The organism is Oceanicoccus sagamiensis, from assembly GCF_002117105.1.
GTDB classification, from domain to species: domain Bacteria; phylum Pseudomonadota; class Gammaproteobacteria; order Pseudomonadales; family Dasaniaceae; genus Oceanicoccus; species Oceanicoccus sagamiensis.
On sequence record NZ_CP019343.1, the window covers coordinates 1,471,663 to 1,493,604 of the forward strand.

15 protein-coding genes and 1 pseudogene are annotated in these 21,942 nt (G+C 47.0%); 8 read left to right on the plus strand and 8 right to left on the minus strand.

Annotated elements, in window-relative coordinates; genetic code table 11:
* Positions 1-546: 546 nt before the first annotated feature.
* Positions 547-2,895, plus strand: a complete 2,349-nt coding sequence (locus BST96_RS06635) for a S9 family peptidase (RefSeq protein WP_085757940.1) — start codon at positions 547-549, stop codon at positions 2,893-2,895.
* A gap of 553 nt (positions 2,896-3,448) precedes the next feature.
* Here the strand turns inward: BST96_RS06635 and BST96_RS06640 are convergent.
* The 3 genes from BST96_RS06640 to BST96_RS06650 form a co-directional block, all read right to left on the minus strand.
* Positions 3,449-6,001: a TonB-dependent receptor domain-containing protein gene (locus BST96_RS06640; protein ID WP_085757941.1), complete on the minus strand. Its 2,553-nt coding sequence runs from the start codon at positions 5,999-6,001 to the stop codon at positions 3,449-3,451.
* A 95-nt stretch (positions 6,002-6,096) separates the two neighbouring features.
* Positions 6,097-7,215, minus strand: coding sequence for a FecR family protein (locus tag BST96_RS06645; protein ID WP_085757942.1), 1,119 nt, complete (start codon positions 7,213-7,215; stop codon positions 6,097-6,099).
* The gene (locus BST96_RS06650; RefSeq protein WP_085757943.1) at positions 7,208-7,831 is read right to left on the minus strand and encodes an RNA polymerase sigma factor; all 624 of its coding nucleotides are present in this window, start codon (positions 7,829-7,831) and stop codon (positions 7,208-7,210) included. Before BST96_RS06650 ends, BST96_RS06645 begins: the two co-directional genes overlap by 8 nt.
* A gap of 482 nt (positions 7,832-8,313) precedes the next feature.
* Between BST96_RS06650 and BST96_RS06655 the strand changes: the two are divergent.
* The 5 genes and pseudogenes from BST96_RS06655 to BST96_RS06670 all read left to right on the plus strand — a co-directional run bounded on the left by BST96_RS06655 (position 8,314) and on the right by BST96_RS06670 (position 13,437).
* Positions 8,314-9,726, plus strand: a pseudogene (locus BST96_RS06655) (sodium-dependent transporter).
* Positions 9,723-11,765: a CocE/NonD family hydrolase gene (locus tag BST96_RS06660; RefSeq protein WP_085757944.1), complete on the plus strand. Its 2,043-nt coding sequence runs from the start codon at positions 9,723-9,725 to the stop codon at positions 11,763-11,765. Before BST96_RS06655 ends, BST96_RS06660 begins: the two are co-directional and overlap by 4 nt.
* 267 nt (positions 11,766-12,032) lie before the next feature.
* Entirely contained in the window at positions 12,033-12,530 is a 498-nt protein-coding gene (locus tag BST96_RS20950; RefSeq protein ID WP_240554912.1) for a hypothetical protein, read from the plus strand.
* On the plus strand, positions 12,416-13,090 hold the full coding sequence (locus BST96_RS06665) for an alpha/beta hydrolase (protein WP_338043314.1): 675 nt from the start codon (positions 12,416-12,418) through the stop codon (positions 13,088-13,090). The genes BST96_RS20950 and BST96_RS06665 overlap by 115 nt, the downstream gene beginning before the upstream one ends.
* 161 nt (positions 13,091-13,251) lie before the next feature.
* Positions 13,252-13,437, plus strand: coding sequence for a hypothetical protein (locus BST96_RS06670; protein WP_085757946.1), 186 nt, complete (start codon positions 13,252-13,254; stop codon positions 13,435-13,437).
* Positions 13,438-14,026: 589 nt separating this feature from the next.
* Here BST96_RS06670 and BST96_RS06675 read toward each other — a convergent pair.
* The 5 genes from BST96_RS06675 to BST96_RS06695 form a co-directional block, all read right to left on the minus strand.
* Entirely contained in the window at positions 14,027-14,524 is a 498-nt protein-coding gene (locus tag BST96_RS06675; RefSeq protein WP_085757947.1) for an Lrp/AsnC family transcriptional regulator, read from the minus strand.
* Between the two features lie 114 nt (positions 14,525-14,638).
* On the minus strand, positions 14,639-15,988 hold the full coding sequence (locus BST96_RS06680; RefSeq protein ID WP_085757948.1) for an aminotransferase: 1,350 nt from the start codon (positions 15,986-15,988) through the stop codon (positions 14,639-14,641).
* A 63-nt stretch (positions 15,989-16,051) separates the two neighbouring features.
* On the minus strand, positions 16,052-17,518 hold the full coding sequence (locus tag BST96_RS06685) for an NAD-dependent succinate-semialdehyde dehydrogenase (protein WP_085757949.1): 1,467 nt from the start codon (positions 17,516-17,518) through the stop codon (positions 16,052-16,054).
* A gap of 60 nt (positions 17,519-17,578) precedes the next feature.
* The gene (locus tag BST96_RS06690; protein ID WP_085757950.1) at positions 17,579-17,845 is read right to left on the minus strand and encodes a hypothetical protein; all 267 of its coding nucleotides are present in this window, start codon (positions 17,843-17,845) and stop codon (positions 17,579-17,581) included.
* Between the two features lie 82 nt (positions 17,846-17,927).
* Positions 17,928-18,989 (minus strand): tartrate dehydrogenase, encoded by a 1,062-nt coding sequence (locus BST96_RS06695; RefSeq protein ID WP_085757951.1) that lies wholly within the window; start codon positions 18,987-18,989, stop codon positions 17,928-17,930.
* Positions 18,990-19,165: 176 nt separating this feature from the next.
* On the opposite strand from BST96_RS06695, the gene BST96_RS06700 reads away from it, so the two are divergent.
* Together BST96_RS06700 and BST96_RS06705 are read left to right on the plus strand one after the other, a co-directional pair.
* A complete protein-coding gene (locus BST96_RS06700) occupies positions 19,166-21,163 on the plus strand; it encodes a glycine cleavage T C-terminal barrel domain-containing protein (RefSeq protein ID WP_085757952.1) in 1,998 nt (665 codons plus the stop codon).
* Positions 21,156-21,764 carry a sarcosine oxidase subunit gamma gene (locus BST96_RS06705; RefSeq protein WP_169713938.1) on the plus strand — a complete coding sequence of 203 codons (609 nt, stop codon included), beginning with the start codon at positions 21,156-21,158 and terminating at the stop codon, positions 21,762-21,764. Before BST96_RS06700 ends, BST96_RS06705 begins: the two co-directional genes overlap by 8 nt.
* Positions 21,765-21,942 lie beyond the last annotated feature (178 nt).

Sequence of the window (21,942 nt, forward strand, 5' to 3'; positions counted from 1 at the left end):
GATGCGAAAAAATAAGTGCTAATGACTAGAAAATCGGCAGGCAATTATATTATGTTGGCTCGACTGACACCGCGGCTCGATAGAAATAGCATCCTTCGACAAAGACCCCATTAATGCCCCCCACAAAGAGATCAACATTGAAATAAGATGAAGTCATTATCTGAGATAAGCTGATCGCTGACTGCCATGCCCAAAATCATAAAAAAGCAATCGGTAAGCACTGCCATCATTTGTGACGACACTATCCCAAGTGCAGGTTTTCACCACTGAGTCTTCCCCAGCATTAATATTTCTTATTGAGATACCTACAAAAAATTTTATTTAGGGCTGGGGGTTTTCTTCGCTGAACGTATCTTAGTAAGAGCAAATACGCCAAGCGAAGCTGGCGCTACCCGGTAGGTGAAAGTCCTGGCCAAGTCAATTTTGACTTATATTACAATTACATAAGTTGATTGCAACAATGCTTGACGGAGAACCTTACGCGCTGTGCGGAGGGGCCCGTTAAGCCCCAAACAAGTAATTAATTTTTATATTAGGAGGCGATTAATGAACAGCGATCAGATAGTGATATCCGCTACTAGAAAAGAATGTGCTGGAGAAGAGACAGATTTACCTGCTGATATGGGGGATCGCTATGATAGAGCACAATTTATGTGGCAGTTAATGATGGGCCAGAAAAAAGCTAGCTGGAACACTACTGTCTACCCCCATTGGATTGGAAACAGTGATAACTTTTGGTACAAACGAGAAACAAAACACGGGATAGAGTATCGGCTAGTTAATGCAATAAACAAAAGCAATCATCTTGCATTTCAGCACAAAATACTTGCAAGCACATTGTCGAAAGCTTCCGGGGAAACGGTGGACTCTAGTAACCTACCCCTAGAAAATGAGCAGATAAGCCTCAACCCTTTGAAAGTCAATTTTGTGGCTTACGATCAATACTGGCAGTACGACGAAGCAAGCAGAAGCTGTGTGCCACTAGCGCGATATCATGGTGATTGGATAGTATCCCCCGATGGCAGCAAAGCCGTTTTCTCCCGTGACTACAATTTATGGTTGGTAAACTTAATAAACGGACAGGAGTGCGCTTTAACGAATGATGGTTCACGCCATTATGCCTATGCCACTACAGCAAGCACCTATGGCCGGCAGGAATTTCTTACACTGGAAACACTCTGGTCACCAGATAGCAGACAACTGTTCACCCATGTGAGGGATACCCGGCAAGTAAAAGCTGGCCCTCCTCTTATACAATATGTCCCCACTGATGGAACCTTCAGGCCGAAAGATATTGGCGATAATCGTCATGTTGGTTTTTCTCAGGACAAGCATGCAGAAACCTATCAGTTTCTGGCCATTGATGTGACAAGTGGCCAGCTAACAAAGGCTAACCTTAGACCTAGCCTGACACTCTGGCCACCCTATGTTGGTTTTTTCACCGCCCAGAACGGTTGGTGGGGCCAAGACAGCCGGCGAGCCTACTTTACTGATATAAGCCATGATGATCATACTGGTAGGTTAATCGAGTTCGATACCCACACCGGATTAACAAAGGTGTTAATTGAAGACACTAATGAAGGTTACTTTAGTTTTGTGCCTTACTCTCACCTTCGCCCTCTTCTTACGGTATTACCCGAAACGGATGAGTTGATCTGGTACTCAGTACGCAACGGCTGGCCTCATCTATATCTTTATGATCTGAACAGCGGTAACTTGAAGCATCAGATAACCGAAGGCGACTGGTCAGTACGCAATATCATCCATGTAGATCTATCACGCCGGGAGCTGCTGATCCAAACGGCTGAGCGAATAAAGGGTAAGAACCCTTATTACTGTGATATCTGCCGCGTCAATATCGACAATGGGGAAATAACGACTCTGCTGTCGACTGACCATGAATACGTGGTATTGGATGGGCGTAGCCGGGTGTCTTCGTTTGATGCGAAGTCCAGAGGCGCCTCTTGCACGGGTAATTATATAGTTACAACACGCTCAAGAGCTGACGAGTTACCGGTTAGTTTGTTACTGGACCGGCAGGGCGAGCCCCTAATGGAACTAGAGCAAGCCACTCTGTCAGGAATGCCAAAAGATTGGAGCTTACCAGAACCTGTGATGCTAAAAGGTGCCGATGACGAAACAGATATCTACGCTGTTATCTTTCGCCCTTCGAATTTTTCAGCCGACAATTCTTACCCAGTTGTAGATATCACCTATCCCGGCCTGACCACACCAGCTGGCTCATTTAGTAATGCTACCGGTGGTGGGGTAGGTATGTATATTGGAGCTAGTATAGCAGAGCTTGGGTTTATTGCCGTCTCTATGGAAACACGTGGGGGTGTGCTTAGAAACGAAACTTTTATGACCTATCAAGACCCCAAAATCCCGATTGGAAATTTCGATTATTACAATCATCTGGATCAAATTGCGGGACTAAAACAGATGGCGACACGCTATCCTTATATGGACCTTAATAGAGTGGGGGTTTGCACTATCGGTACTGTACCCAGCGCCCTAACAGGCCTAATGGCCTACCCAGACTTCTTCAAGGTTGGCGTTAGTGTTAATGCTTTATCAGATATGCGGCTGTTTGGTATGTTCGCGGGATTCTCTGGAAGGAGAAACCTAAAGGGCAATATTGAAGAACTGTTTGATGGCTTGCAAGGCAAACTATTGATTATGCATGGCATGCTGGACGATGTTGTACCCGTAGCTGTCCCTTTACGCCTCGCTGAAACACTTTTCAAGGCAGGCAAACCCATCGATATGCTGCTATTGCCCAATGAAGGCCACACCATGTCAGCCCAAGCCATGACCTATGCCTGGGATTATATGGTCAAACACTTAATGGGGGTTACGCCACCACGAGAGCGTAAGGATTCATATCAAAGATGATTAAAATCACAGCACAAACTGTTATTACAAATAGAGTGATACAGCCGGAGCCTGTATTGGGGCCCCGGTCGATCAAGCCTAGGCGGTTTAACCGACTTGGAACGTATTTCTGAATGGCCCGGGGTGGTGGTTTCGGCTTCGGGCCCGGTTAGCCGTGGGGGCGGCCGAACGTAAATGTGTGTTGAGTAATACTGTGTATTAAGGAGCGCATTGTTGCGTTGGTCGCTTGAATCTTTAGCGGCTTTTTTAGAATGTCACACTGCTCGCTCGGTGACACGCTTAAGCCCTTTCCCGAGTCGCCGGTCTCGGCCTGTTCGTCAGGCTTGGCTTGATGCTCGAAAGCTTGGCGAGCATAGGCAACTGTCTGGTTTAGTTGTTCACTTTTTTTCTACACCAAACTTATAAAGAACACTGCCATCACGTAGAGAAAGCTTGGTAATAATCTGATCATCATCATAAAAAAGCCTTATAGAAACAGAGCAACTAGATAATTAAAGGGGCAAACTATATAATTTGCCCCTAAGTTTGACAAAAGAATTATGTGCATTTTCAATTAAAAATCGTAATCGAATTTGACACCATATGAACGACGCCGATACTGTGTTTCTCTACCAACAAATGCCCAATTTGATAGACCATCATCCTCATCCAAAAGGTTATTGCCAAATAATTCAATTGAGAAAGATGTCCAATTCACACCAACATGCCCATTAAGAATAGTTAATACCTTGGACTCACCCACCTCTGGAATAATACCCGCATTATGCACAGTAACAGTGTTCGGCCCCTGAGTATTGTAATCGACGCGAACAAAGCCACGTGCTGAATCAAACCAGTCATACTGATAATCGGCAGCCAAGGTATAACTGTATTCGGGAATATTGTCTAATGAACTACCAACCCTTTTTTGTTGAACAGTTCCCTGAGGTATTGAAGTAAACTCCCCATCTGTAAAATTACCGTTTAACATAAAAGTGATATTCTCATTCATCGCCCATCGAAGATCCCATTCAAAACCTTTTATTTCAGCTTCACCGGAATTTTTAAATGCAGTCAACGACGTTGAAGGATCCAGGACAGCTCCCTGAAAATTAGTAAACTCACTATAATAAAAAGCAACTTCTGTAATAAACGTGTTATTCAGCCAAGAAGCCTTTGTACCCAACTCATAAGTCAACAGTTCCTCTGGCTCATAAGAGGGGGGGGCACCTGCCGCAGAGTCACTTGGTGGATTAAACCCACCACTACGAAAGCCTTCAGATACACTAAAATGAATATTGGCATTATCTGTAGCTGCGAAGGAAAGGTAAACTTTGGAGCTTACATTATCAAACTCCTCTTCTAGCATAAGGCCATCATCCATAGTCAGTATACTTCGGTCATCTCTAAATACTCTAGAACCCATTCCTACCGTCCATTTGTCATTAATACCATAAGACACATCGCCAAAAAGCGCTATGGTGTCCGAACTGTTGATTTCAGGTAATTTTGGTCCTCCTTCGAGAACACCAAGTCCAAATATGCTAAAATCCCGGAATACATTGGCATGCTGGTTCTTAAGCTCCGAATCGGCAAGAAATACACCAACGGTCCATTCCAATGTAGTAGCTTCATCAGCTGCACTGCTTAAACGGATTTCCTGAGAGACAATTTCAGTTTCATCTACCACACCTATACGCGCTACCTCCAGCACTCCCCCGTCAGGCACCGTCAAAAATATTGTTTCATTATCTGACAGATTATAGGTATCTACCTTTGATGCTATAGCAGTCAAAACAGAATATCCAAAGTCATAAGTGGCGGTGATATTGAAAATATCGTGTTCATCATCATACCCAAAGGGCATGTTCGGATCAGCAGCAGATCGCATAACCCCGTCTTCTGCTGTAAAGCGCCCATCTGCGGAATGTAGGACAAAATTAGGACCGCCTGATTTATTACGGTGTCGAACTACCATGGCAGAAACTCTCATTTTATCAGTTACCTGCCATAAGCCTTTGATACGAGTATTTGAACCCTCACTGCTATTAATATCTTCTGCGAGAATAACATCAGATTTGTCTATTTGATCTATCCAACCTGACTTATTTTCATAACTAGTTGCTATACGAAATGCTAATGTATCATCAATAACAGGAATATTAAGCACCCCTGTTACCTCCTCACTCCAATCGCCTTTTTTTGTGTTATATGTTGATAAGCCGAAATGACCACTTATATTATTAAATTCAGGATTTTTAGTAATAAAGCGAATCGTACCACCTACAGAGCCTTGGCCAAATAATGTACCTTGAGGTCCTCGTAGTACTTCCACACGCTCTAGGTCAATCGTCCGTATATCAGGTTGAGCACCTGTCACAGAAACAGGGACTTCATCAAAATAAGTACCAACCAGTGGTGCAACACCATTGCCATTACCAACTCCTCTCATGTAATAAAATCTATTGCCTCCTCCAGCTGAAGTAACTGATAGATTAGGCACAGCTAAGGATAGGTCACTAACCGTCTGCATACCTCGAGAATCTATAGTTTCTCCAGACAGTGCAACAATGCTGATAGGTACATCCGCTAAATCCTGTTCTCTCTTGGTCGCTGTCACCAGGATCTCTTCCAGCACCCAAGCTTTTTCCTCCTGCTTATCCGCCATATCCTGAGCCAATACCGAACTCCCCCCTGCCCCCATCAAAAACCCTACCGTTGCTGCTAATAATTTTTTCTTACTGTTCATTGCATTATCCCCTCGTTCGAAGTCACTACTTTTTTGGCGGGGCGTAATTAAAATAACCCCTTCGCTAGTGAGCTCTCCGGAGAGATCTGTGCCGTCCAGAATAATCGCTAAAGCCTCGTGCAAGGTGTAGCGACCTACCAGTGTAATGGTGGCCCTGGTTTCTATCTGGTCGTAAGGAAATAACAATTGCTTGCTGCTGACACTGGCCAGTGAACGTAACGACTGTTCTACGGTTTGCGATCGAATGCTCAGGGTGTAACGCCGGGCATTTTTTTCGGCACCGTGGCCTTGGTCATTGTCGGCATACAGCGGGGTGACGGTTAGCGGCAACAGTACAACAAATACGATCATCCACCAGCGGGATGCTTTGCCTTTCATAGTCACTCCTTGCCTGTGCAGAAGATGGTTACTGCCTCTCCATATAACTCACATCTATAAAGAGACAACGCGTTGAAAAACTCCCCACTGGCCGGTTAATTATTTTTTTCCAGGCGGCGGGAAGTGGCTTCCCGGTAGGAGATATAAATCAGTTTTGGGGTTACATAGTCCGCCTGTAAATTAAAACCCTGTTCCAGCGCGGTAATAATAGCTTGAGTATCGCCTACCTGAAATTGCCCGCCAATACGCAGCTGCCCGGCCTGGGCTGATTTCAGGATAATGCGGGTATCGGTATAGCGGCTGATTTCTACCAGTACCTGTTGCAGGGGCTCACCACTAAACACCAGCAGGCCCTGCTGCCAGGATAAACGGCGGCGCAGTTCGGCGGCGGCGACGGTTTCTATTTGCTGGACGGCGGCTTGATTCAGCGTGGCGGCTTCGCCAGCTTTAAGGCGCTGGGCCTTGCCTGCGGGTGTTGCTGGCGCGGCGGGTGCGGCGCTGGCCTCGGCGGTTATGGGTGCTATCAGTTCGGGTTCGATTTCTACAACACCTTCAGCCACCAGCACATCAATATCACCCCCGGCCGGCGCCAGTGCCACGGAGAAGGCGGTGCCAATAGCGCGCACGCGGCTGGTGGCTACATACACATCAAAGGGCCGGGCCGGGTCTTTGACAACCTCGAAGTGGGCTTCGCCCTGATGCAAATAAATGGCCCGGGCCTGCTCGCTATAGCTAATATCCACCCGGCTTTGGGTATTCAATTGCAGCACACTGCCATCGGGCAGGCTAACGGTTTTTTGTTCGCCCACGGCGGTGGTATAGCTGTTGGCGGGGCCAAATAAGCCGCTGCTTTGCCAGCCGAGGATAAGCACAATACAGACTGTGGCAGCCAGCGCCCAGTAGGCGGACAAGGGTCGCCACACCATGGCGGCCGCAGAGCCATGGCCGCCGGGCATGGTGCTGCCTGCATGGGCGCGGCGCTGCTGGTTTAGTACAGGCAGGTGCGCCAATATATTGAGGTCACCCCAGGCTTTGGCCACATCTTCAAAGGCGGTGATATGTGCCGGGCTTTGTTTGACCCAGTGCCGAAAGTCCTGCAAGTCTTTTTCACTGGGGTCGCCGCCATCGAGTTTGGCCAGCCAGGCCGAGGCCTGTGCCTGCACGCTGGCGCGCTCCTCCAGATTGATTACGTTGTTGTCCATGCTGTCAGTCATTGTGGTTTCCCGGATGCTGTGTGCTGGTGCTGTGTGCTGGCTGGCTATCGCGGTGATCAGGCGCCTGCTGACGATCGGCAAGTTCCTGATTGTTTATATAATCGGTATAGCGATCAACCCCTTTGGCAATATGTTTTTCTACGGTTTTAACGGAGATATCCAGCTCCCGCGCAATCTCTTTATGGGATAGCGCATGAACTTTGCGCAGCAAAAATACTCGCCGGCACTGCTCTGGCAATTCGGCCACGGCGGCGCAGCACAGTTGCAGTTTTTGCTGGGCTATCAGGTCTTCTTCTACGGAGGCACCGCCACCCAGGATTGAGTCATCGACGGCCTCTTCCAGATAGTCGGTAAGCTGGCGGCTGTTTTTGCCCAGCTCTCTAAGGGCTATATTGCGCGCCACCCGAAACAGATAGGCACGGGGTGATTTGATCGGCTCGCTGCTCTCGGCCCTAAAGGCCCGCAAAAAGGCCTCCTGCGCCAGATCATCAATATCTTCCGGGCGATTGGAAAAACGGTATAAAAACCGTTTTAGCGGTATTTCGCAGGCGAGAAAAACATCCAGTAATCTGGCATTACGCTTTTTACGCTGCGCTGTGCCCGGCGGTTTTGACATAGTGCTCTCTTGGCTTTCCTGTGGAAAGAAGTTAAGGCTTTGTAAGTATAGTAGAGACCGCCGGAGCTAAAATCCCCCATTGTGGGGGTTGTTTTTGAGGTTTTGCTGGTGGGATGGCGATGCAGATGGGAACTTTAGGGCCATAAGTGTCTTATTAAAGGAAGATTACTGATCCTACTCCTACCTACCACTCTTCTTTCCCGCCTGTTGAACTTAAGGGTGAAACATCGCCAAAAAACTATTTTTTTATGGGAGGTGGGGTTTTTCCGCCCAAATGTGTCATATACATTGGATGTGATAATTCATTCGGCGCGAGCCACAAGCTGTTTGCCATCAATGAGGTAGCGGCTAATACCTTTGTATTAGTTTTGTGGTCCATCGTTCGCGCATCAATTAATCCCATGGAATTATATTGAGCGCATCAAAGAAAACTGACATGTGCTGGATTCAATAAAAAGGCTTATCGAGTGATTGATTAAACAATGCAGATAACGACCGCACAGGCATTAAACGCCAAGACCAATGAGACCAATGCTCAGTCGCCTGAGCATTGGCGCTCCCGCTTCACCTTTTTAATGGCATCGGTAGGCTTTGCGGTGGGTCTGGGGAATATCTGGAAATTTCCGTACATCACCGGTGAAAACGGTGGTGGTGCCTTTGTGCTGATCTACCTGCTCTGTGCCTTTGGGATTGGGGTGCCGATTTTGATGGCCGAGATTTTAATTGGCCGGCGGGGGAAACACAGCCCCAATGTCAGTATGGCAAAGGTCGCTCAACAGGAAGGCGCTTCACCCCACTGGCATTGGCTGGGTGCAATGACCCTACTCACCGCCTTTCTGATTTTAATTATCTACTGCGTGATTGCCGGTTGGGTGTTGCAATACCTTGCAGTCGCAGTGATGGACGGATTTATAGGGTTTAATCGAGGCAATAGCACTGCATTATTTGCACAGGTGTTAGCCGACCCTGGCGGTATGGTGTTTTGGACTGCACTGGCCTTGGGGTTAACTGCATTGATCGTCAGTGCCGGATTGCAAAACGGGATTGAACGCGCTGTGACTATTTTGATGCCGATTTTGTTTATGTTACTGGTGGTGATGGTGGCTTACGCGGCTTATGCCGGTGCCTTTTCGCAAGCGTTAAACTTTCTCTTTAACCCCGACTTTTCCAAAATCAGCGCGGGTACCGTACTGATCGCTGTGGGGCAAGCCTTTTTTTCCATCGGTGTGGCGATGGCGGCCATGATGACCTATGGTGCTTATCTGCCTAAACAGGTCTCTATTGGCCGCTCTGCATTCATCATTGTCATCGCTGATACCTTGGTGGCTTTGTTAGCGGGTCTGGCCATTTTTCCTTTAGTCTTTCAGCACGGCATTGATCCATAGGGTGGCCCAGGCCTAATTTTTGAAGCCTTACCACTGGCTTTTGCGCATATGCCCGCTGGCCATCTGTTTTCAATCGTCTTTTTCACATTACTTTCCGTCGCCGCCATTACCTCAATGGTGGGTTTATTGGAACCGTTAGTGGCTTGGGCTGAGGCGCACAAAAGCATGAGTCGTCGTAAAGGTGCCTGGGGTAGTTGTGTTGTTATCTTATTACTTAGCATCTTCAGCATTTTATCCTACAACCAATGGTCAGCCGTGGCGCCTTTGGCTTGGCTGCCGGGTTTTGCCGATAAAACGACCACTGATGTGATCGGTTTTGTGACCGATCAGTTAACGCTCCCGATCGGCGGATTACTCATTGCCTTTTTTGCCGGTTGGATCATGCATCGCTCATCAACCGATGAAGAACTGGCACTAAGCCCAAGCGTTTATGGGATTTGGCGATTTTTAATTCGGTATATCGCACCGGTAGCCGTGTTATTGGTTTTAGTGTTGGGAGTGGCAGGATGAGTGTCACCACAAACAGCGTCAATAAAATATTGTACGTAGAACATGACACCCCTTCTGCTCGGAGTTATCCGCGAGTACCTGAATCCGGCAGATGCTATATAGCAATAAAAAAATTAGTCATTTTTTTATTGCTAGTAACTACGATGCACAAAAGCTATGGACTGGGCATAAAATATGGCGCTGATCCGCGTGTGGCAAAAATTGAAATTGAGCAATTTGATAAAGAGGAGAAAGTGTACATTCCTATGCGGGATGGAATAAATCTCTCTGCCGATATATTTTTCCCGAAGAGTGAAAGAAAAAATCTCCCGACCATCCTTATTCGGACGCCTTATGATTTTGAATTGTCCTGGAATGCAGTGCTTTATTCTCACTGGTTAAAAAACGGTTACCTTGTGATATTTCAGTATGAACGAGGAACACACTGGTCTGAAGGAAGATACGATGAATTTCTTCCAGAAGCAAAAAAGGATGGCTATGACACCCTGGAATGGATTGCCAAACAACCCTGGTCGAACGGTCATATAGGAACCTTCGGTTGCTCCTCCGCAGCTGAAAATCAATTGGGCCTGGCTACCTTAGACCACCCTGCACACAAAGCCATGATTCCTGTGGCTCCCGGCGTAGGCGTTGGTCAGATAGGCCCGTTTTATGAGCAGGGGAATTTCTATCGAGGCGGTGCTCTGCAATCCATCCTGCTTGGGTGGTATAAAGATCATGGCCACCAACATCGTCCACAATTCTCTGGCAATCTTTCACAGCAAGAGCGAATCAACCTGGCGGAAAAATACCGTTTGCAACCACAACAACCCGAACCCGAAAAAGCCATCAATCTTGATGATAGCTTCGAGAGCTTACCGGTGAGTGGCATTATGAAAAGCATCGGTAGTCCAGAGACCCCCATCGATCGCTATATACAACGTACACCCGCTGACCCTGAGTGGGAAAACCTAGACTTGGCTAGAGAAGGTGACCGTTTCGGAGTCCCTGCTTTATGGGTTTTCTCTTGGTACGATACGACGGTAGCGCCCAATATTGCGCTATATAATTACGTCCAGAATAATGCATTTGACTCAAAAACCGTTAACAATCAGTTTATGCTTATTGCACCCGGTATGCACTGTACTCAGGGCTTAGAAACAGAGCAGACGACGGTCGGTGATCGTGATTTAGGTGATGCCCGTTTTGATTACTTAAAGCTGTATACCGACTGGTTTGATTATTGGCTTAAAGGTACGAACAATAAGATTACAAAACGCAAAAAGGTCCAACTCTACACAATGGGTGATAACCAGTGGCGCTCTTTTGATCAGTGGCCCGTTAAAAACCTTCACTATCGTCGTTATTACCTGAACAGTGATGGCCGTGCCAATAGTCGTTATGGCACAGGAAAATTACAACTGACCCCAGTTCCAGAAACCGGTAGTAACGCTAAAAGCGATCAATTTGTTTATGACCCTGCTAATCCGGTTCGATCCAGACTCCGATTTGGCGCTGGCGGTATGATGGCCGTGGGTGGCTACGGCCCCTTTAATCAGGCTGAAGTGGAATCCCGTTACGATGTCTTAGTCTATTCCTCAGAGCCCTTAAATGACGATGTCAATATCACAGGCCCGATTGAAGCTGAGCTATACGTTTCTTCCGATGTCCTCGATACTGACATTACACTTAAGTTGGTTGACGTCGCGCCAGATGGAACGGCCTATCAGCTTGACGATAGCATCCAGCGACTTCGTTATCGAGAGGGCTATGACAAGGCCGTGTTTATGGAAAAAGACAAAGTCTATAAAGTAAAAATTGGCCCCATGGCCACCAGCAATGTATTTAAAGCCGGGCACCAAATTCGAATTGAAATTACGGGTAGCAATTTCCCCAAATATTTTCGAAATCTCAATACAGGTGGCGATAACGTTAACGAAAGTCAGTGGCGAATCGCGCGCACTCGTATTTACCATTCAGAGAAATACCCCTCTCATATTACGCTCCCTGTTCTGAAAAGTAGAGGACTTTCAGTCCTCGATAATTATATACCCAATTAATGAGAGGACGCTTAAAAGGATGGTCCTGAATTTAAGTAGGAGATAACTCTAGTGGGAAAAATATCTGCAAGCAAAAGAATACAGATTATTAATGACTCTTGGACCGATTACAACAGTATGGGTGGGAGGTATGCAAACTGTGACGGCGAGGACCTTTCCAAAAATTGCGACCCGCTATACATTCCTGCTACATACTAAAACAATAGCCAATCAAAGCCTTTTTAATGAAGGTTAACTTTTACGATAATGACTGAGGATAAATCGATCATGTCCAACACCGAATTAACCAGTGTTAGCAATACAGAGTCAAGTTCTGCAATGCATAGTAATAAAGGTAACGATAAAAGTGTGATTTCAGTACCTCCATTTGAACTTCCAGCGTCAGATTTATTGAGCCCCAATACAAAAAAAGAACTTATTGATTATAAAGATCGTATTGATAGTTTTGTGAAAAAAGTTAACCAGCACTGCGAACAGTTTAGTTCGAAATCTTACGACCCAGCTGAGATGTTTTATTCCTCATCACTTTATACAAGTATGACTAAGCTTTACCAAGTATCTGTGAAGCAAGAGTATATTGGTGGAGTACTAACTGACATTTTCGAGCCTATGGATGGCATTATCGCAAAAAAAAAAAAAATAGGGTGCTCATCAATCTTCATGGAGGGGGGTTTACGTCTGGCTCTCGTACTAATAGCCAAATTGAGTCTATTCCAATTTCCGCTGTGGGTAGAACAAAAGTCATTAGTGTGGACTATCGATTAGCACCAGAACACACATATCCTGCTGCAACTGAAGATGTTGTTAATGTTTATAAAGAGCTATTAAGCCAGTATGATAGCAACTGCATCGGTATTTATGGTAGCTCAGCGGGTGGTATTTTAACTTCACAAGTTGTTGCCCATTTGCTGGCTGAAAAGCTGCCTTTACCTGGCGCTATTGGTATGTTTTTCGCAGCAGCATACTATTGGAATGCAGGGGACTCAGGCTACTTCGCTGAAGCGATTGTTAACGACCCTCATGAATCACCGCAAGAAAACCCGTATTTTGAAAAAATATCAAAGAATGATCTCACTCCATTTCCTGGTTATTCGTTAGAAACGCTTACACAATTCCCACCTTCACTTCTCATAAGCTCAACCAGAGATGAAGCCCTAAGCTCCGTAGTTCATACCCACTCGCGATTAAGGCAACTTGGTGTACAAGCTGACCTTAATGTTTGGGAGGGCCTAAACCATGTATTTCTTTATAATTCTAATTTTTCAGAATCCAGAGAAGCATACCAAATTATTGTTGATCACTTTCATAAACATTTAGGTGAATAAGTATTTATACATGGCACTCTATAGCTAGACACTATATGTTTGTAATGTTTTTTTCGATTTTGTTAAGACTATAATTATCAAATTAATCATTATCAAAGCTCAATTATTATTTATTGGCTTTGATTTATTGAGAACTGAAAAAATTGGAAGGAGAACCTTGTATGCAGCATACGGAAAACCAATACTTTGACGAGGCCGCTATCAGAGTTCTCTATGAAAGAGCTGAGTCCTTAGAGAAAGGGATCCTCAACGAAAAGTTGGCATTGAATGCTACAATCTATCCTCATTGGATAAAAGGTGATAACGCTTTTTGGTATGTAAGAAAAACGGCAGCTGGGACTATGTAGTTAAACATTTGTTGAAAGCCAAACCGCCGAGCGAGACGTAAGCTAATTCTGAGGAGTGGGTAAACTGTAGTAGTTTAACTGACAATACAGTTAAACAATGAAACTAGACCTTTAAGTTACACACTGTGTGCCTAACTTCCCGGAACAGCAGTTGGGACACTGTTGGGAAAACTCTCTATTTCATCATCCAAACATATTAGATTAATCCTGAAAGTCTTGCTGGAAACTCTTCCCTTCCTCATTAAAAAAGCCCAGTAAGCTAAGTCTATACATATCTTACCGGGAGATCATGAAATTGCTTAAGGCTTTCTGCACAATTCTTCGAGATAACCAATCATGGTGCCCATGCCTGAATATACTATTTCGCCAATCTCGTTTTGATGATACTTGGGGTGCTTTTTCTAAAATGCAGGTGTGGGAAAAGGATAAGCTAAATACACTACAATCAGGACTGAATGTATTCAAATTACATTATTTATATTGGGCAAGAGGGAGGCGTCCGAGGAAAGCAACAAGGGCGGGCGATGGTTGGGTTCGAGGGATTGCGGGGGCATGGGAGAAAACTTGGGCTTAATTAAGTGCCATTCATTTATATTCCACTTTCCTTTTCCGCTAGTTGTTTTAAAGGTCCAGGACGGCGCTTCACTATGGGTTTCATCACCACATAGCTAAAGTATTTGTTGACCTTCATATCTGAATTCAGAATTTTTTGAATAACTCGCTGGTAATCCTGAATGCTTTTGCACATAAAATGGGTCAGATAGTCGTAGCCACCAGAGACCTGAAAACACTCGATGACCTGAGGTATCTTGGCAATCTCAACATCGAAGTGTTGGTGATCAGCCGGAGTGTGCTCGGAAATTGTGATCTCTGTAAAGATATCCACCGTATTGGTAATTTTATTGATATCGATTTCTGCACCGTAGTGCAGAATATAGCCCAGCTGCTCAAGTCGTTTAACCCGCTGTAAACAAGGGCTTGGGGAAAGATTGACTTTATCGGCCAAGACCAAATTTTTGATACGTCCATTGGTCTGTAATACAGCAAGGATATGAATGTCGATGTGGTCGAGTTTATTATTTAACATACTTTGCTCACTTTGCCAGCTCTTTTGGTTTTGTCCAAATTCTAGCCTGTGTTAGTGAGTATAAAAAGGAGTATTACAAAGACCCCAAGGTCTGCGGACGAGTAGAGATTGGGTTTATTCGGAAAGTAGTCTTTCTTTCACAATAAAATCCAGTATCTCATTCAGGGACTTACTAAACTTCCCTATCATTTCATCTATTTGACGTTTGGTAATTATCAGTGGTGGACAAAAGGCGATGGAGGAGCCAGCTACGGCACGTACAATCAGACCATTATTTTGGCAGGCCTGCTGAGCGAAGGCACCTATGCCCCCTCCCTCAAAAGCCTGTCGGGACGTTTTGTTGGCGACAAGCTCTACGGCGGCAAGTAGGCCTTTGCCTCGCACTTCACCCACTAGCGGGTGCTGCTCCAGCTCACGCAGGCGGTTCTGGAAATATTCACCGACTTGGGCTGCCCGTTCAAAGATGTTGTCGCGCTCATAAATCTCCAGAGTCTTTAGTGCAACCGCGCAAGCTACCGGGTGACCTGAGTAGGTGTAGCCATGACCGAATACGCCCATCTTAGCACTTTGCTCAACCATTGCTTCATAGAGGTCGCCGCGAATGACAGAAGCACTGATAGGTACATAGGCCGATGAAAGTTGCTTGGCCAGAGTCATCATATCGGGCTTGATACCCATTGTATTGGAGCCAAAGTCCTGACCAGTGCGACCGAAGCCGTTGATCACCTCGTCAGCCCAGAAGAAAATATTGTACTTATTTAGTACGTCTTCTACCTTCTGATAATATCCATCTGGAGGAACGATGACACCGCTAGCACCAGTAATGGGTTCAGCAATAAATGCCGCAATAGTATCTGGGCCTTCCTTGAGTATTAGTTGTTCTAGGTTGTTGACAATACGTGAAACAAAATCCGATTCGGTCTCGCCGATCTGAGCCCCTCGGTAGTAGTGTGGCGCATCGGTGCGTAGTACTCCTAAGGCATCAATGGGTAAATCGAAACCAATTTGGTTGACTGACAAACCCGTCAGGGAAGCTGAGGCAATTGTCACACCGTGGTAAGAACGTTCACGGGCGATAATCTTGCGCTTCTCAGGCATGCCAATAGCGTCGAAGTAATAATGTATCAGTTTCATTTGGGTGTCATTGGCATCACTGCCGGAGTTGCCGAAAAATACCTTGGCATCTTCTACCGGTAGCATTGCGGTGAGTTTTTCCGCCAGGTCAATAGCTACCTGATGAGTCTTGCCACCAAACATATGCGTGTAGGCTAGTTTGGACATCTGCTCACTGGCAGTATCAATCAACTCCCTGTTGCCGTAGCCCAAGGAGGTACACCAGAGACCGGCGAGGCCTTCGATATACTTATTGCCTTTGTTGTCGAACACATAAACGCCTTCACCTCGCTCAATAAAGAATTGCTCGGTGGCTTTAAAGTTTGTGGTGGGGTAGATAATAGAGGTCATTAATCAGTCTCCATATTTAAAATATTTGGGCCGGTGGGTTTACCTTATAATTGAATTTTTGGATCAGGCATGTAAATCGCCCATACAGATATATTTTATTTCAAGATAATCATCGAGGCCGTACTTGGAACCTTCGCGCCCTTGGCCAGACTCCTTAATACCGCCGAAGGGAATCACTTCCGAAGTGATTGCAGTTTCGTTGACGCCGACCATGCCACATTCGATAGCCTCGGATACACGCCACACGCGGCCCTGATCGCGTGTATAAATATAGGAGGCCAGACCAAATTCAGTGTCGTTGGCCATAGCGATGGCTTCTTGCTCGGAGCTGAAACTAAAAATAGGGGCTACCGGGCCGAATATCTCCTCGCGGAATACGCGCATACTATCAGAGACATGGGTGAGTATCGTGGGCTCGTAGAAGTAACCGTCCTGGTCGCTGGGTTTGCCGCCAACAATAGCAACTGCACCTTTTTCCAATGCCTCATCCACTAAGACCTGGATATCTCCAATGGCAGTTTTGTTAACCACTGGGCCATGAGTGCTGCTCTTGTCTAGACCATTACCAATCTTGTAGGTTTTGACTAGAGCGGCGAATTTCTCCACAAAGGCATCGTAAATCGTGTCCTGCACTAGAATACGGTTGATACAAATACAAGTCTGCCCAGAGTTTCGATACTTGGAAGCCGCCGCTCCAGCGACCGCTTTGTCTAAGTCTGCATCGTCGAAAATGATCACTGGCGCATTGCCACCCAACTCCATAGACGTGCGTTTGACAGTATCTGAGCATCGTTTCATCAAGGCTTTTCCCACCGGGGTAGAACCGGTAAACGAAAGTTTTTTGACGAAGGGATTACCCGTCATTTCTGCGCCTATCTCACGTGAGTTTTTGCTGGGCAGAATGTTTAATAGCCCGGCGGGAAGACCAGCGCATTGGGCCAGCTTGGCTAAAGCCAGAGCTGACAGTGGTGTTTCTTCGGCAGGTTTAATCACGATAGCACAACCTGCCGCCAAGGCTGGACCCACCTTACGAGTGATCATGGCATTGGGGAAATTCCAGGGGGTAATTGCGGCTACTACACCTACGGGCTGTTTGATCACAATAGCGCGGTTGTCGGTTTGTGGTGTAGGGATCACATCGCCGTAAACACGCTTGGCTTCTTCCGCGAACCATTCAATAAAGGAAGCACCGTAAGCCACTTCCCCACGGGATTCAGCCAACACTTTACCTTGTTCAGACGTCATAATTACAGCTAGATCTTCCTGATTGGTAATAATCAGATTGTACCAATGGCGTAGTACAGTCGAGCGTTCTTTAGCGGATTTTTTTTGCCATTCTTTCATAGCTGCTTTCGCCGCATCGATGGCACGACGTGTGTCGATGGTCCCCATATTGGCTACTCGGGTAATTTCTTCACCTGTAGCAGGGTTGAAGACTGGAAAGGTGTCACCGCTATCGCCATTGACCCATTCGCCATTGAGGTAGCCTTGGTTTTTTAACAAGCTGGGATCGTTCAGTGGTAAATTCATGTGCTAACTCCATGTGGCTGATGATCTCGACAAGGGCATCGCCGCGTACAGTGATAATGCTTAAAAGTTGACTTTAAACTTAAAGGCCTCTAAATCCGATTCGCACGGGGTCCCACCGTAAAATGGTGTTCGTGATAACAATTTGCTCAGATATTCATCAGCATTCAGGGATTTTGTTGTGATGCTGTTCAGGCCCAAATTACCGAGATCAGTGTGCCAGTTTTTGACAAGCTCATTGATTAAGGGTTTGGCAGTTTCGCCATAGATGCGGCCACGTTCTCGTGGCGTGCCATTGAGTCCGATAACGGGTACATTGGATGTTTCCATGCATTAAACCTGTTATTTATGGTAAATAGATTTTATTTTCAGCTCGAAAAAAATAAGCTCTTATTAACAATTCTCTGATTTCCTAAATAATCGCTCTTGCTACTGCTCGACCTAATTCCTGAGTGCTAGCCTGGCCCCCCATATCGCAAGTTAGATTTCTACTTTCACTCAAGACTTCTTCAATAGCAGCCATAATGGTGTTATACGCCTGATGGTGTCCCAGATGCTGTAGCATCATGGCTCCGGCCCATACGGCACCAATGGGGTTGGCAATGTTTTGCCCAGCGATATCAGGTGCAGAACCGTGTACCGGCTCAAACATTGAAGGGAAATTTTTCTCGGGATTAATGTTCGCTGACGGTGCTATAGCTATGGTTCCGGTAATAGCAGGACCCAAGTCGGAGAGGATATCGCCGAATAGGTTGGAGCCCACAACTACATCGTAGTGCTCTGGTTTAAGCACAAAGTTAGCAGTCATAATATCGATGTGGTATTGGTCGGTTTTAATCGCGGGGTATTCCTTGCCCATTTCCGCAAAGCGCTTATCCCAGAAAGGCATGGTGTGGATAATGCCATTGGACTTAGTGGCCGAACTCACATGCTTGGCCGCTCGGGTCTGGGCCAACTCGAAGGCATACTTGAACACTCGGTCAATGCCACGACGAGTAAGGAGGCTTTGCTGAATTACGATTTCGTGTTCGGTTCCCGCATACTGAATACCGCCGATATTAGAGTACTCGCCCTCGACGTTCTCCCGTACCACAATCATATCAATATCACCGGGCTTCTTACCAGCGAGAGGGCATGGTACACCTTCGAATAGGCGTACTGGCCTCAAGTTAATGTACTGGTCAAACTCCCGACGAATGGGAATCAGCAAGCCCCACAAAGATATATGATCAGGTACACCTGGAAATCCTACGGCACCCAGATAAATAGCGTCAAATGCTCGCAGCTGCTCTATGGCGTCTGCAGGCATCATGTATCCGGTTTGATGATAAGTTTCACAAGACCAGTTGAAATGGGTCCAGTGAAACTCAATACCGTGGATTTTTCCAGCTTGCTCCAACACCCGAATACCTTCGGGTATCACTTCCCTGCCAATACCATCGCCGGGGATAACTGCGATTTTCAGTATGATCATATTTAGACTCAGTATCTTTTGCCTAACACTTTAGGCTAAGAGCCTAGTATAAAAAAAATGTGGCAAAATAGGATATTGTTCTTGGTCAGGAATTCGGTAGGGACTGTCAATAATACCCGCCAAAATAGCAGGAAATGCTGCAAAGCTGACAATGGCCGGAGGAGTCGGCTTACAATGTGGTGGTAACCAACAACGACAGTGCTTACCACACCGCGCTTGAGCTGCATGCGGCGGGGCAGACGGTAGCGGCCATCGTGGATACCCGTGCATCGCCCAATGGCCCCTTACAGCAAGCGGTGATAGAAAAACACCTACCGCTGTATTGTGGTTATACCGTACAAACACTGATCGGTCGTCGGGCCGTTAGAGCGGTGCAACTGGCCGAACATCTGGGCGATGGACACTTGGGTAAAACCGGCCCAACACTACCCTGTGATGTCGTGGCGATCTCGGGCGGTTGGAACCCCACCCTCCATCTTTACTCACAAGCCGGCGGGTCGCTGACCTTTGATGATGCAAAGGCTTGTTTTGTCCCCAGGCAATGTGCACAGGCGGTCACGGTGGTGGGTGCGGCCAATGGGGACATGACCTTGCAGGCGTGTCTGGACAGTGGCTATCGCGAGGGTGCCGCTGTGGTCGCCGTGCCACGCCTGACGTCAGAACGCTGCGCAGAGCCGGTTCAGCAAGCCATGGAGCCCTATTGGTCTACCAAAGGGGTCGCCACCCACAAACAGTGGCTGGATTTTCAGTACGATGTCACGGTGGCGGATATTGAGTTGGCGGCGAGAGAAAATTTGCTCTCCATTGAGCATGTCAAACGCTACACCACCAATGGCATGAGTGTCGATCAAGGCAAAACCAGCAATGTCAATGCACTGGCGGTGATGGCCGAGCTCAGTGGCCGCTCAATGCCTCAGGTGGGTACCACTAAATTTCGTCCGCCGTATCAACCGGTCACCCTGGGCACGATTGCCGGCCGAAAAATCGGTGAGCACTATGCGCCGCGACAGCTGATGCCAGCTCATGCCTGGCATCAGGCTCACGGGGGCCAAATGCAAGATTATGGTTGGATGCGCCCCGATTATTATTTGCGCCCCGGCGAAGATGAGCAAGCGGCGATTCGTCGTGAAGTCCTAGTGGTGCGCAAGGGCGTTGGCATGTTCGACGGCTCTCCACTGGGCAAACTGGAAGTTAAAGGCCCGGATGCCGCCATCTTTCTCAACCGTATTTATGTCAACAATGCCTTAACGCTGAAACCGGGGTTTGCTCGTTACGGGTTAATGTGTAATGAGCAGGGTGTGGTCATTGACGACGGGGTGTTTGTACGCCTGGCCGAGGATCATTTTATGGTGCACACCACAAGTGGCGGCGCCGTACGGATTTTTCAGTGGATGGAAGAGTGGCTGCACTGTGAATGGCTGGACCTTGAGGTTGCGGTTAACAATGTGACGACACAATGGGCCAACGTGACGGTCAGTGGCCCTAAAGCACGGCAGGTTGTAGAACAATTAGATACGGATATCGACTTTTCCCGTGAGGCGTTTCCACATATGCAGTTTCGCACCGGCACCATTGAAGGTGTGCCCGCCAGAGTGCTGCGAGCCAGCTTTACCGGTGAGGTGACTTATGAAATCAGCGTGCCCGCCCGCTATGGTTTGGCATTGTGGGAAACGATTGATGAACGGGGCCAGGCATTTGCTATTACCCCTTACGGGGTTGAGTCTCTGATGGCCCTACGGACAGAAAAGGGCTACCTCCATGTAGGGGTGGATACTGACGGTACCACCAACCCCTTAGACCTTGGCTGGGGTGTACCGATCAGCAAAAAAGTGGCTGACTTTATCGGCTGCCGCTCTTTGCAGCGTCCGAATGATCAGCGAACTGATCGCTTGCAGTTTGTGGGATTAACAGCTGTTGACCCCCAGCAAGCCCTCCCCTTGGGCGGGCATATTATCGATGGTGCTCACCCGAAGATGCCAACGTCCTCCCAGGGTTACGTGACATCGGTGTGCCTGAGTCCCACACTGAATTGCTCGATTGGTTTGGGTCTGGTAAAAAACGCACGCCAGCGCATGAATGAAAAGGTGTATGTATACGCTCGAGGGAAAACCGTTGCGGCCACACTGGTTTCCCCCACCCATTTTGATGGTAAAGGGGAGCGACTCAATGGCTAACTTACACGCACAATCGGCATTGTTTGATCGACAGCAAAAGGCCATGACGGCTCACTGGACAAACGGTGTTTTAACCTTGGAAGAAATGCCTTGTTTAGGGCTGGTGAAATTACAGCGTGCCGTCAAAGGTGCAGCATTTCATTCTGCGGTGACAGCTGCAAAGCTAGTACTACCCTCACCGGGCTGGACGAGTGGCAACGATCATGGTCGATGCTTGTGGTTAACACCCCATGAATGGCTATGGGTGATGCCAGCGGGACGCGAAGGTGAATGGATCGATCGCTTGACGCCTTTATTCAATGACGTGGCCTTACTCACTGATATTAGCGATAGCCGTGTTGTGATAGCCCTAAGTGGTAAGCATGTACAAGACTTGCTCGCCAAAGCCAGTGCTGTGGATTGGCATGTGGACAGGTTTGCAATTGGGCAATGTGCGGTTACCCGCTTTGCACAAGTGGCGGTTCTGGTGCACCGCATCAGTGAGCAAGGCTATGAGTTATTGGTGGATCGCGCTTATGGGGTTTATCTCTGGGATTGGTTGGTGGATGCGGCGGGGGAGTTTAAAGAAAGCACGATAATATATGCGCTAAATAGTCAGTAATTAACGTTCAGTAGCGCATAGTGCTGAATCGTAACACCTTCCCATTGAACATGCAGACGGCCAAAGGTTGTACTGCTTCATTTATTTCGATAATGCAGTTTACGATTCCCAACAAACGCCTGAAAGATATTTCCTTTTATTTTTTCAAGAGCAATTGGCAGGGGGCCGAGAGGAGAAG